This is a genomic window from Pelagibius marinus, from assembly GCF_014925385.1.
Classification (GTDB): Bacteria; Pseudomonadota; Alphaproteobacteria; order Kiloniellales; family Kiloniellaceae; genus Pelagibius; species Pelagibius marinus.
This window is the reverse complement of the sequence record NZ_JACSDK010000011.1, coordinates 25549-37981: the sequence shown is the minus strand read 5'-3', so window position 1 is coordinate 37981 and position 12433 is coordinate 25549. Positions and strand designations below refer to the sequence as shown.

The 12433-nt window shown below is 68.4% G+C and carries 13 protein-coding genes; 9 read left to right on the top strand and 4 right to left on the bottom strand.

Annotation, left to right across the window (positions count from 1 at the left end):
* Positions 1–110: 110 nt before the first annotated feature.
* Both H7X47_RS14415 and H7X47_RS14410 read right to left on the bottom strand, forming a co-directional pair.
* Positions 111–575, bottom strand: a complete 465-nt coding sequence (locus H7X47_RS14415) for a GNAT family N-acetyltransferase (protein ID WP_193369415.1) — start codon at positions 573–575, stop codon at positions 111–113.
* Positions 576–741: 166 nt separating this feature from the next.
* Positions 742–1821, bottom strand: a complete 1080-nt coding sequence (locus H7X47_RS14410) for a helix-turn-helix domain-containing protein (protein WP_193369414.1) — start codon at positions 1819–1821, stop codon at positions 742–744.
* On the opposite strand from H7X47_RS14410, the gene pobA reads away from it, so the two are divergent.
* The 6 genes from pobA to H7X47_RS14380 all read left to right on the top strand — a co-directional run bounded on the left by pobA (position 1799) and on the right by H7X47_RS14380 (position 7571).
* Complete coding sequence (gene pobA / locus H7X47_RS14405) at positions 1799–2971, top strand: 4-hydroxybenzoate 3-monooxygenase (protein WP_193369413.1); 1173 nt, start codon at positions 1799–1801, stop codon at positions 2969–2971. The genes H7X47_RS14410 and pobA overlap by 23 nt on opposite strands.
* A 124-nt stretch (positions 2972–3095) precedes the next feature.
* Positions 3096–4145 (top strand): TRAP transporter substrate-binding protein, encoded by a 1050-nt coding sequence (locus H7X47_RS14400; protein WP_193369412.1) that lies wholly within the window; start codon positions 3096–3098, stop codon positions 4143–4145.
* 30 nt (positions 4146–4175) lie between these two features.
* Positions 4176–5447: a flavin-dependent oxidoreductase gene (locus H7X47_RS14395; protein ID WP_193369411.1), complete on the top strand. Its 1272-nt coding sequence runs from the start codon at positions 4176–4178 to the stop codon at positions 5445–5447.
* A 16-nt stretch (positions 5448–5463) separates the two neighbouring features.
* Positions 5464–5931: a MarR family winged helix-turn-helix transcriptional regulator gene (locus tag H7X47_RS14390; protein ID WP_193369410.1), complete on the top strand. Its 468-nt coding sequence runs from the start codon at positions 5464–5466 to the stop codon at positions 5929–5931.
* Positions 5932–5959: 28 nt separating this feature from the next.
* Positions 5960–6625: a 5-formyltetrahydrofolate cyclo-ligase gene (locus H7X47_RS14385; RefSeq protein WP_193369409.1), complete on the top strand. Its 666-nt coding sequence runs from the start codon at positions 5960–5962 to the stop codon at positions 6623–6625.
* Positions 6626–6653: 28 nt separating this feature from the next.
* Complete coding sequence (locus tag H7X47_RS14380) at positions 6654–7571, top strand: NAD-dependent epimerase/dehydratase family protein (RefSeq protein WP_193369408.1); 918 nt, start codon at positions 6654–6656, stop codon at positions 7569–7571.
* Here the strand turns inward: H7X47_RS14380 and H7X47_RS14375 are convergent.
* Positions 7564–7854: a thiosulfate oxidation carrier complex protein SoxZ gene (locus H7X47_RS14375; protein ID WP_193369407.1), complete on the bottom strand. Its 291-nt coding sequence runs from the start codon at positions 7852–7854 to the stop codon at positions 7564–7566. The two genes, H7X47_RS14380 and H7X47_RS14375, sit on opposite strands and share 8 nt — an antisense overlap.
* 2 nt (positions 7855–7856) lie before the next feature.
* Positions 7857–8336 carry a thiosulfate oxidation carrier protein SoxY gene (locus tag H7X47_RS14370; protein ID WP_193369406.1) on the bottom strand — a complete coding sequence of 160 codons (480 nt, stop codon included), beginning with the start codon at positions 8334–8336 and terminating at the stop codon, positions 7857–7859.
* A gap of 173 nt (positions 8337–8509) precedes the next feature.
* On the opposite strand from H7X47_RS14370, the gene H7X47_RS14365 reads away from it, so the two are divergent.
* The 3 genes from H7X47_RS14365 (at position 8510) to H7X47_RS14355 (ending at position 12343) form a co-directional block, all read left to right on the top strand.
* On the top strand, positions 8510–10213 hold the full coding sequence (locus H7X47_RS14365; protein WP_193369405.1) for a winged helix-turn-helix domain-containing protein: 1704 nt from the start codon (positions 8510–8512) through the stop codon (positions 10211–10213).
* Between the two features lie 101 nt (positions 10214–10314).
* The gene (gene eutB, locus H7X47_RS14360; protein ID WP_193369404.1) at positions 10315–11358 is read left to right on the top strand and encodes a hydroxyectoine utilization dehydratase EutB; all 1044 of its coding nucleotides are present in this window, start codon (positions 10315–10317) and stop codon (positions 11356–11358) included.
* Positions 11351–12343, top strand: coding sequence for a cyclodeaminase (locus tag H7X47_RS14355; RefSeq protein ID WP_193369403.1), 993 nt, complete (start codon positions 11351–11353; stop codon positions 12341–12343). Before eutB ends, H7X47_RS14355 begins: the two co-directional genes overlap by 8 nt.
* The last annotated feature ends 90 nt before the right edge of the window (positions 12344–12433 follow it).

The following is a 12433-nucleotide window of genomic DNA, read 5'->3' as shown; positions in this document are numbered from 1 at the left end:
GGGGGCAATGAGACGCCTTTTCTCAGAGGTCCGCTCAGTCTCTCCCTGCGGAAGCAGGCAAGAGGGCGCCTTTGGTCTTAGATGTGCCAGGAACGGCTCTTGTCTGCATGTCAGAGGGCCATCTTCAGACGCGGACCGATTTCAGCGAAACCCTCTTTCAAGTAGAAGCTCAAAGTACGTTCCCACGCTGGTTGGTCGGGAGCACCAACTTCCAAACGCGACCAACCGCGCGCCTCTCCAACCTTCTTTGCCGCTTCAATAAGCCTTAGGGCTATCCCCTGAGATCGGTACTCCGGCGTTACGTACAACTCTGTGATTTCACCGAAACGCCCCCTGGCGTAAATCGCAGCGCATTCGTTCAAACATAACACCCCAACAGGTTCCTGATCTTTAAAGGCGATAAGGCCCGTCACTACCCCCGAGGCCATAAGTTCTTTTGCGGTGGCAGTCAAATCATTGAGTGAAGGCCCTTGACCATCAGCAAGCTCTTTCAAAAGGTTATGGACCAACTTCCCAACGATCGGAGCATTTTCAACTTCCGCTTCGGCAACAATAAAGTTCGTCTCTGTCGGCATTTCTTAATGGTTTTCCTTGGCAGTGGGTCGCAATGCAATCTCGATGATCCCGAAAATTCGCGCACGCATCAACTGTCCGAGATGGGTCAGATGTGGACGTCCGGAGGTCGCCATAGGTCGTCCGCTTTGAAGTCAAGCTCTGTCCTAAAAGTTGGCGCCGCTTGGGCTACAGCGCCGTCATCCGCACCCGGAACGCCGACGGGCTTTCCCCCGTCGCCTTGGCGAAGACGCGGGCGAAGTAGGCCGGGTCGCTGTAGCCCAGCATGTAGGCGATCTCCGCCACCTGCATGGTGGTGTAGGCCAGGGCGCGGCGTGCCTCCAGCAAGCGCCGCTCGAGGACGAGCTGCGAGGCCGGAACGCCGGTCAGCGCCCGGCTGACGCGGCTGAGGTGCGTCGGCGTCACGCCCAGGGCGCGCGCGTAGTCGGCCAGGGCGCGGGCGCTGCGGTAGTCCTGCTCCACCAGCGCCTGGAAGCGCGCCAGCAGCTCCGCGCCCGCCTGGGGCGCAGCGCCGTCGCGCGCCGCCTCCCGGGCCGCCTCCTGGGCCAGTGCCCGGGCGAACCAGGTGGCCAGCAGCCCGACGAGAGACGCCAGGGCCTTGTCGCGGCCGAGCCCGCTGCCGGCGAATTCGCGGGCCACCGCTTCGAAGATCCAGGCGGGGGACTGCTCCCGGTGAATGAGGGGCGGACGGATCAGCGCCGTGCGCGCCAGGGCGGCGCGCAGCGGCGCCGCGTCGGCCAGCTGCTGGGCCAGGGTGGCCACCGGCAGCGTCACCACCCAGCCCTGGGTGCCGGGCCGGAACTGGAAACCGTGCACGCTCAGGGGCGGCAGGGAGATCGCCGCCGCAGGGGCCAGGGCGTGGCTCCGGCCCTCCAGCGTCGCCTCGCCGCCTTCTGCATTCTCTTTCGGCGGTTCGATCCAGAAGAACTGGTGCAGGTTGTGGTGGCGGTGCGGCGCGATGGTCCAGTCGTGCAGGCTGGCCCGCGCCGGGATCGATTCGCAGTGCAGCACGTCGGGAAAGGGCGCCTGCCCGGCCTCGCCCCCCTGGCGCCCCGGGGCCTCGCCGTAGAGGGCGAAGTTGGGAATTCCCGCCTCGCCGGCCCAGGTGGCTTTATGTTCGATCTGTCCAGGAATTTGTCCGAAGTCTCCCTTCCGCCCGCGCCGCCGGAGGCGCTGTAATGCCCCAAAATAAGCAAAGTTGCCCGGAAAGGACAGTTCTTCAGGGATGCGTGCCCAGGTTGGAATCATCGGGGGTGGGCCGTCGGGCCTGCTGCTCTCGCAACTGCTGCACCTGCAGGGGATCTCCACCGCGGTGCTGGAGCGGCGCAGCCGCGCCCACGTGCTGGGGCGGATCCGCGCCGGGGTGCTGGAGCAGGGCTTCCAGAACCTCATGCGCCAGGCCGAGATCGCCCAGCGCATGGACCGTGAGGGCCAGGTCCACACGGGCGTCAACATCGCCTACCAGGAAGACCGCCTGCGCATCGACCTGGAAGGCCTGACCGGCGGCAAGACCGTCATGGTCTACGGCCAGACCGAGGTCACCCACGACCTCTACGAGGCCCGCGACGCCCTGGACGGCGTGGTCATCGACGAGGCCGAGGATGTCACGCCGCACGACCTGCAGAGCGACACGCCCTACCTGACCTTCCGGAAGGACGGCGCCGAGGAGCGCCTGGACTGCGACTTCGTCATCGGCTGCGACGGCTTCCACGGCGTCAGCCGGCAGTGCATCCCCGACGACGTGCTGCAGAGCTTCGAGCGGGTCTACCCCTTCGGCTGGCTGGGGGTGCTGTCGGAGACGCCGCCGGTAAACGAGGAGCTGATCTACGCCCGCCATGACGTCGGCTTCGCCCTCTGCTCCCTGCGCGGCCCGCAGCTCAGCCGCTACTACGTGCAGGTGAAGGCCGACGAGAACCCGGACGACTGGTCCGACGACGCCTTCTGGGAGCGCCTGAAGGCGACCATCCCGGCCGAGGTCGCCCAGCGCCTGGTCACCGGCCCCTCGATCGAGAAGAGCGTCGCGCCCTTGCGATCCTTCGTCGCCGAGCCGCTGCGCTGGGGCCGGCTGTTCCTGGCCGGCGACGCCGCGCACATCGTGCCGCCGACCGGCGCCAAGGGGCTGAACCTCGCCGCTTCCGACATCCAGTACCTCTCCAGCGCGCTCATCGACTGGTACAAGAAAGGCGACAGCAGCGGCATCGACAACTACTCGGCGCGCGCCCTCAAGCGGGTGTGGAAGGCCGAGCGCTTTTCCTGGTGGATGACCTCGCTGCTGCACAGGTTCCCGGAGAACGAGGGCTTCGGCGACCGCATCCAGCGCGCCGAGTTCGACTACCTGGCCAGTTCCAAGGCCGCCCAGACGGTGCTGGCCGAGAACTATGTCGGCCTGCCGTACTAGGAACCCGCACGGCGGGCCGCCTCATCGGGAGACTTGACCCGCGACACGGCAATCAGTTTACATAGTAAACAATAATCAATGACGCCCGGTCCTCGCAGACCGGGACGCCTTGGGAGGAGACCTCATGACGTCGTTTTTCAAAAACCTTTGCGCCGCCGCCCTGATCGCGGCGGCGTGCTTCGCCGGCCAGGTCGGCCCGGCCGCCGCGCAGGAGGTCACCCTGCGCGTCCACCATTTCCTGCCGCCGCCGGCGCCGGTGCCCAAGAACTTCATCACCCCCTGGGCGGAGAAGATCGAGAAGGAATCCGGCGGGCGCATCAAGGTCGAGATCTATCCGACCATGCAGCTGGGCGGCAAGCCGCCGGCGCTCTACGACCAGGCGCGTGACGGCGTGGTCGACGTCGTCTGGACCCTGCCCGGATACACCCCGGGCCGTTTCCCCGGCACCGAGGCCTTCGAACTGCCCTTCATGCCGGCCAGCGCCGAGCAGACCTCGCAGGCCGCCTGGCGTTTCTACGAGAAGTACCTGACCGACGAGTTCAAGGACGTGCACATGATCGCCGTGCATGTGCACGGGCCCGGCCTGCTGCACGTGAAGGGGGACGGCGTCGCCAAGCTGGAGGACATGAAGGGCCTGAAGCTGCGTGGGCCCACCCGCCAGGCCAACGCCCTGCTTTCGGCGCTGGGCGCGACGCCGGTGGGCATGCCGGTGCCGGCCATGCCGGAAGCCCTCTCCAAGGGTGTGATCGACGGCACCGTGATCCCCTGGGAGGTGACCACGCCGTTCAAGGTGGCCGAACTGGTCGACAGCCACACCAACTTCGCGGGCTCGCGCGGGCTCTACACCTCCTTCTTCGTCTTCGCCATGAACAAACCCAAGTACGAATCCCTGCCCGCCGACCTGAAGGCGGTGATCGACGCCAATTCCGGTCTCGAGACCTCCAAGTGGGTCGGCCGGGTGATGGACGAAGGCGACGCCCCGGGCATCGCCATCGCCAAGAAGTCCGGCAACAAGATGCTCACGCTGGACGAAGCGGAAGTCGCGCGCTGGAAGAAGGTGGCGGCGCCGCTGGTCGACCAGTGGATCGAGGAGATGAACGCCAAGGGCTACGACGGCGCCGCCATGGTGGCCGACGCCAAGGCGCTGATCGCCGAGTACGCGGGCGCCGAGTAGGCTGTCCGGAAGAGCGGAGCTGGGAACGTTATGACCGTCCTCGTCGCCGGCGCCGGCATCGGCGGGCTGACCCTCGCCCTCTCCCTGCACCAGGCCGGAGTGCCGGTGAAGGTCTTCGAGACCGCCACCGAGCTCCGGCCGCTGGGGGTCGGCATCAACCTGCTGCCCCACGCGGTGCGCGAGCTGGACGAGCTGGGCCTGCTGGCCGGGCTGGATCGCCTGGGCGTGCGTACCGCCGAGCTGGCCTACTATTCCAAGCGCGGCCAGCTCATCTGGTCGGAGCCGCGCGGCGAGGCCGCGGGCTACCGCTGGCCGCAGTTCTCCATCCACCGCGGCGCGCTGCAGATGATGCTGCTGGAGGTCGCCCAGCAGCGCATCGGCAAGGAGAACATCGTCCCCGGCTGGCACCTCGCCGACTGGCGGGAGACCGGCAAGGGCATCACGGCCGCCTTTATCGACAAGAAGACCGGCAAGCCGCGCGGCGCGGCCGAGGGCGACCTGCTGGTCGGCGCCGACGGCATTCACTCCAGCCTGCGCCGGCGCTTCTACCCCGACGAGGGCGCGCCGATCTGGAACGGCGCCATCCTGTGGCGCGGCACGGCGCGGGCGAAGCCCTACCTCACCGGACGATCGATGATCATGGCCGGCCACGAGTTCCAGAAGTTCGTCTGCTACCCGCTGTCCGAACCCGACGAAGACGGCAAGGCGCTGATCAACTTCATCGCCGAACGCAAGTTCGCGGCCGACCACGCATGGCGGCGCGAGGACTGGAACCGTCCCGGCGATCCGGCCGATTTCCTGCCGCAGTTCGAGGACTGGACCTTCGACTGGCTGGACGTGCCGGCGCTGATCCGCGCCGCCGAGGCGATCTACGAGTATCCCATGGTCGACCGCGATCCCCTGCCCCACTGGACCGAAGGGCGGGCGACGCTGCTGGGCGACGCGGCGCACGCCATGTATCCCATCGGCTCCAACGGCGCCTCCCAGGCGATCCTCGACGCCCGGGTGCTGACCCGCGAGATCCTGGCCCAGGGCGCAACGCCCGCCGCCCTGGCGTCCTACGAGGCCGAGCGCCGCCCGGCCACCGCCAAGATCGTGCTGGCCAACCGCCAGAACGGGCCGGAGCAGGTGATGCAGCGGGTCGAGGAGCTGGCGCCCGACGGCTTCCGGCGCATCGAGGAGGTGCTGACGCCGGGCGAGCTGGAAGAGACCGCCGCGAACTACAAGAAGCTGGCCGGCTTCGACAAGGACGCGCTCAACAGCCGCCCCTCCATCGTGCAACTGCCCCAAGGCGCAGCATGAGCAAAGGCGGCACGTCATGAGCAAGGGCAGCGCCGCAAAGCACGAAAAGACGCTGAGCACCGGCCTGCTGCACGACGCCCTCGGCCACCTTTTCCGGCGCAGTCACCTGCGCAGCCAGCAGGCCTTCGCCAAGGCATTCGACGGCAGCGATCTTTCGCCGCTGCAGTACGGCATCCTGGAACTGGTACTGCTCAACCCCGGCCTCACCCACGGCGAACTGGCCGAAGGCATGGTGACCGCGCCGTCGGTCGTCACCACCGCGATGAAGCCGCTGCTGGAAGCCGGCTTCCTGGTGAAGCGCGCCGCCGACGACGACGGCCGGCGCGCCGGCTATTTCCTGACGCCCTCGGGCTCGGCCTTCTTCCTTGCCCTGCGCGAGCGCATCCTGGAAGCCGAGGAACTGCTGCTGGCCCCCCTGAACGAAGGCGAGCGCCAGGCGCTGAAGCGCCTCTTGCGCCGCCTGACCGCAAGCAGCAGGCTGTAGGTCCGATCCGACCCTCAGGAAGGCAACCTTGCCGCACGACGATCCCCCACCCGACGACCCTGCCTCGCCCACCTGCTACGCGCGGGAGCTGGACGAGGCCTGGCTGAAGCCGCTGAGCCCGGAAGAGCGGGCCCGGCAGGTGGCGCAGTGGCGCCGCGAGGAACGCGCGCGTCTGGTCGCCCTGCGCGTGGCGCGCCCGGCCGAGGAGCGTCAGGCCATCGCCGACCAGGTCGGCCGGGAACTGGACCGCCTGATCGCCCCGGACGCCGTGGTCGGTCTCTACTGGCCGTTCCGCGGGGAATTGGACCTGCGCCCCTGGATGCGGGATTTCGTCGGGAAGGGCGGACGCGCCGCCCTGCCGGTGGTGGTGGCCAAGGACCAGCCGCTGGTCTTCCGCGCCTGGACGCCGGGCTGCCGCATGTCCCACGGCGTCTGGAAGATCCCCATCCCCGCCCAGGGTCCCGAGGTCGTCCCCGACGTGGTCGTCGCGCCGCTGGTCGGCCACGACCCGAACTGCTACCGTCTGGGCTACGGCGGCGGCTTCTTCGACCGCACCCTGGCTGCCTTCGCCGAGAAGCCGCTGGCCATCGGCGTCGGTGACGGCAGCGGCGCCATCGCCTCGATCTTTCCCCAGGCCCACGACATCCCCATGGACGTGATCGTGACCGAGGCCGGGCGCCAGGACCGCCGCTGAGCCACAGAGTTCTGAAAGAGGGGCCGCCATGCCCGTCGAGCAGATCACCGTATTCGGAGGCACAGGTTTTCTCGGACGCCGGATCGTCGACCGCCTGCGCCGGCGCGGGCTGCGGGTCAGGGTGGCCGGCCGCAAGGCCGGGACCACAGAACCATCCGGCTCGGCGACGCAGGAGTTGTCGGTGGTGCGGGCCGATGTGCGCGACGCCGCCTCGGTCGACGCAGCCGTCGCCGGCGCACAAGGGGTGGTCAATGCCGTCGGGCTGTACGTGGAGCGGGGCGAGGCGACCTTCCATGCCGTCCACGTCGAGGGGGCGGGAAACGTCGCCGCCGCCTGCCGCCGCCACGGTGTCGAGCGGCTTGTCCAGCTGTCGGGGATCGGCGCCGACCAAACAGCACGCTCGGCCTACATCCGCTGCCGCGGCGAAGGCGAAGCGGCCGTGCGCGCCGCCTTCGAACAGGCGACCGTATTCCGGCCCAGCGTGATGTTCGCGGCCGACGATGCCTTTCTGAACACACTGCTGCCCCTCGTGCGGCGACTGCCCGTCATCCCGCTGTTCGGACGCGGCGACACCCGCCTGCAGCCTGTCTTCGCAGAGGACGTTGCCGAAGCAGCGGTGCGGGTCCTTACCCTGAAGGAACCTCCCGCTCCCCTCTACGGTCTGGGCGGGCCGCAGATATACAGCTACCGTCAACTCCTCAAGCGGCTGATGGACTTTGCCGGGCGACGGCCTCTCCTTCTCCCGCTGCCCTTTCCGCTTTGGGACACCCTGGCGCTCGCCGCCGGCGTCCTGCCGAGACCACCGCTGACCGAGGGCCAGGTGGCCCTGATGAAGCAGGACAACTTCGTGCCGCCCGACCTGCCGGGACTCGATGCCCTGGGGATAAAGCCCACGTCGATAGACGAGATCCTCCGGCGCGACTTCGCGCCCGCGAAGACTAGCTGACCAGCAAAGCGGCCTGGCCCCGGTCGCCCCGGCTGTCGCGCCAGCAGACCTCCAGCAGGTCGCCGGCGCAGATCTCGTCGACGGCCAGCACGAAGAGGGGATTCTCCGCCACGTTGGCGCCGGTATAGATCTCGCCCACGGCCGCGCCGTTGCAGCGGCAGGTCAGCTTCTCGATGCAGTCGGCGGCCTCTGCGCCGGCTGCCTTCATGGGATGCCGCACCAGGACCTGAACCTCGTTCAGCAGCCCCTGCCGCCGCACCCGCATCCGCGTCGTCTTTTCCATGATCATCCTCCCTTCTTTTCGAGCCGGCCGAAGCCCATGCCGTAGCCGCCGCGGGTCACCTTGATCCGGCGCGTGGCCGAATAGAGGCCGCTCTCGCTCAGGACATAGGCGACCACCGGGGAGCTGCGCTGCAAACGCAAGCGCAGGCCGAAAACCCCCGCCGACCTCTGCAGGACCGCCAAGGCCACGAGCGGCCGTTCCGCGTCAGGGGCGGTGATCGCGATCCCCTGCGCCGGCTCACGGCGATAGGCCGCCCGGACCATGATGGCCTGGCCCGGCGTGGCGAGATAGGGCGCGATCAGGTCCACCGCGTCGCTCGGCCGGGCAGTCAGCCCGGGGAAGAGCCGGGCGAGCACCTCGTCTTCGCTGTTGGCCGCGAAAGCGGCGGCGGCACCGTCGCCCGCCCACGCGGGGACGATCGCTCCGCCGACCAGCAGCGCGCCGCAGGCCGCCGCACCCATGAGAAAGTCTCTGCGTTCCATCTCCTCACCTCCGTCAGCTTGCTTTGCCAAACACCGCAGCGAGGCTAGGGGGACGCGGCGAGGAAGTTATGATGATTTGCTGGTTTTATTCTGGATTTTAGATTATCATTTAAAATCAGTAGTTTAATAAGGGTGGTCTCAACTTTCCCTTGTCCGGGACTTGGGGGGTGGCCATGAAAAGCCAGTCCGGTTTCATCGATCTTCGAGGACCTTACCGGATCGGGTCTTGCCGCGTGGATCCGGCGACCGGCCGGATCCAAGGCGGCGACTGCGACGTCAGATTGCAGCCGCAGGCCATCAAGGTTCTCACCTATCTCGCCGGCCGGCCCGGCGAAGTCGTCCCGAGGTCGGAGATCGAGGACGCCATCTGGCAGGACCGCGTCGTGGGCTACGACGCGCTTACCAGCATCATCTTCAAGCTGCGCAAGGCGCTGGGTGACGACCCGAAAGAGCCGCGCATTATCGAGACCCTGTCGAAGCGCGGTTACCGCCTGCTGGCGGCGCCGCAGCCGGACACTGGGCAGATCGGGGAAGAAGTCGCGGAGCAAAGCGACGGCACGCCACCGCGGCGCCGCTTCGGCGGCCGGCCCCTCCGCGCCACCGCCGCGGCCATGGCGACCGCCTTCCTCGCGGCGGGGCTGTTCTGGCTCACCAGCCGCGATGACCAAGTGGAGGCCCCCGGGCCGCTTGCCACCCGAAGCGCCGTCGTCGTCCTCCCCTTCCAGCAGCTCGGCGCGCTGGACGGCCGGGAGCACCTGGCCGACGGGTTGACCGACGACCTGACGACGGCCTTGGCGAAGTCGCGAAACCTGCTGGTCATCGCCCGCGACTCGGCCTTCGTCTACAAGGACGGCACTGTCGACTACAAGGAGGTCGCGCAGCGCCTCGGCGTGGACTACATCCTGCGCGGCACCGTCCGCGGCAGCGGCGAGGGGCTGCGGGTCAACGTACAGCTGGTCGATGCCTCGAACGGCAGCCATCGCTGGGCGGAAAGCTTCGACAGCGATGCCGGTCGCATCTTTGACGTCGAAGACCGGGTGCTGCGCGCCGTCGTTCCGCTGCTGACGGAAGAAGCGGGGTCGGCCGAAAGCGAGCGCCTGCTGGTGGCGCGCACCTCCAGCGCCGCGGCCTACCGGGCCTTCCAGCTTGGCCGGCAGCACTTCTACCTCTACCGGAACAAACCAGAGAACGCCAAGGCGCGGAAGTTCTTCGAAGAAGCACTGACGCAGGATCCCGACTTCGCCATGGCGCATGCTATGCTGGCCTGGACCTACGTTTTCGATGCCGTGAACGGCTGGGCAAGCGATCGCACGGCGGCGCTGCGGCGCGCCGATGAGGCGGCCCGGCTGGCGATCGCGGCGGACCCGGAAATTCCGCTGTCCTACTTCATCACCGGCCTGGTGTTCCGCGAGCGCGGCGAAGACGTGAAGGCCATGGTGGAGGTGGAGAAGGCCCTGGCGCTCGATCCCAACTACGCCAACGCCCATGTGCTGCTGGCCACGCTGTTCTACTACGCCGGCCGCCCGGCCGAGAGCGTCGAGCGCCTGAAACAGGCCATGCGGCTCAACCCGCACCACCCCTTCAATTATCAGTTCCATCTGGGCCAGGCCTACTTCGTGCTGCGCGACTACGACAAGGCCATCGAGGCCCTGCTTGCCGGCGTCGAGAGCAACCCGGCCTCGGAGCGCCTGCACATCTGGCTCGCCGCGTCCTATGCCCAGGCGGGCCGGATGGACGACGCCGACTGGGAAGCCGAACAGGTGCGCATCCTCAACCCAGATTTCTCCCTGGCGGCCATCACCGAGGCCTTTCCCTTCAAGGACCCCGTCGACCGCGACCATTTCGTCGCCGCCCTGCGCAAGGCGGGCTTCTCCTAGGCAGCGCTCGGCAGAGCCCGGGTTTCAATCGTCCCAGGGGCTGTGCTAAGCCTTTCGGGCCGCAGCAGATCCAAGAAGAAGACCCTGAGGAAAGGCGCCCTATGGCCGGCCCAGAGCAAGGCACAAGACATCCGCAACTGACCGACACCCTGGTGGCGCGCCGCCGTCTGGCCGGCCGCCTGCGCCGCACGCCGCTGATCGCCTCACCCAGCCTCACCGCCCGCCACGGCGCAGCCGTCCACCTGAAGTGCGAGCACCAGCAGATCACCGGCGCCTTCAAGCTGCGCGGCGCCACCAACGCGGTGCTCGCCCTGCCGCCGGACCAGCGCGGCAAGGGCGTCACCGCCGCCTCCACCGGCAACCACGGCCGCGCCCTGGCCCATGCGGCGCGCGCGGCGGGCATCCCCTGCATCGTCTGCATGTCGGCCCTGGTGCCGGCCAACAAGGTCGAGGCCATCGAGGCCCTGGGGGCGGAAGCGCGCATCGTCGGCCTGTCCCAGGATGACGCCCAGGTGGAGGTCGACCGCCTGGTGGCCGAAGAAGGCATGATCGCCCTGCCGCCCTTCGACCACGCCGACATCATCGCCGGCCAGGGCACCCTGGGGCTGGAAATGCTGGAGGAGCTGCCGGAGGCCGAGACCCTGCTGGTGCCGCTGTCGGGCGGCGGCCTCATCGCCGGCGTCGCCATGGCGGCCAAGACGGTGAAGCCCTCGATCCGCGTCGTCGGCATCTCCATGCAGCGCGGCGCCGCCATGCACGACAGCCTCAAGGCGGGACACCCGGTGCCGGTGGAGGAACTGCCGACCCTGGCCGACTCCCTGGGCGGCGGCATCGGCCTCGACAACCGCCACAGCTTCGCCATGGTGCGCGACCTAGTGGACGAGGTGCTGCTGGTCAGTGAAGAGGAAATCGCCGGGGCCATTCGCCATGCCTACGCCGAGGAACGCCAGGTGATCGAGGGCGCCGCCGCCGTGGGCATCGCCGCCCTGCTCACCGCGCCGCATCCTGATTGGGGCGTCACCATCGCGCTGCTCAGCGGCGGCAACATCGACATGACCCTGCACCAGCGCATCGTCGCCGGCGAGAACCCGGACCTGCTGGCCGAGCGTCAGGCGCAATTGACGGAGGCTGCGCGCCATGCCTGAAGTCAGCATCCTGAACGAGCCGGACCTGCGCGACCTGCTGAGCCTGGACCGCGACGTCGTCACCTGCATCGAGGAGGCCTTCAAGGCGCTGGCCACCAAGGCGGTCATCATGCCGCCGGTGCTGCACCTGGAGATCGCCGAGGCCAACGGCGAGATCGACGTGAAGACCGCCTACGTGCCGGGCCTCGACTCCCTGGCCATGAAGATGAGCCCCGGCTTCTTCGACAATCCCAAGATCGGCCTGCCCAGCCTCAACGGCCTCATGGTGGTGTTCAGCGCCAAGACCGGGATGGTGGAAGCCATCCTGCTGGACAACGGCTACCTGACCGATCTGCGCACCGCGGCGGCCGGCGGCGTCGCCGCCGACTGGCTGGCCCGCAAGGACGCGAAGACCGCGGGCATCGTCGGCGCCGGGGTGCAGGCGCGTCTGCAGCTGAAGGCGCTGAGCCTGGTGCGCCCCCTGGAGAGCGCCCTGGTCTGGGCGCGCGACGGCGGCAACGCCGAAGCCTGCGCCCAGGAGATGACCGACGCCCTGGGCATCCCGATCAGCGCCTGCGACGACATCGGCGCCCTCTGCGCGGAGAGCGACGTGGTGGTGACCACCACGCCCTCCAACAAACCGCTGATCACCCCGGAGCATCTGCGCCCGGGCCTGACCCTCATCGCCATGGGCTCCGATGCCTCCTACAAGAACGAGGTCGCGGCGGAAGCCCTGGCCGCCGCCGACACCTACGTCTGCGACCGCCTGAGCCAGGTGCGCCTGCTGGGCGAATTGCACCACGCCATCGAGGCCGGCGCCGTCGACGCCCACGCGGTCTTCCCGGAGCTGGGCGAAGTCATCGCCGGCGACAAGCCGGGCCGCGAGAGCGAGGCGGCCTGCGTGCTCTGCGACCTCACCGGCACCGGCGTGCAGGACACCGCCATCGCCACCCTGGCCGTCGCCCGGGCGCGTGCTGCGGGCGCGGGCACGGTGTTTCAGTCGTGACGGCGGCGAAGGAACCTCCGGTCGCAGCAAACCTGGAACGACGGCCTGCTTTCAAACAGAATGGTCGGCGAAGACCTAACCCATAGCGGG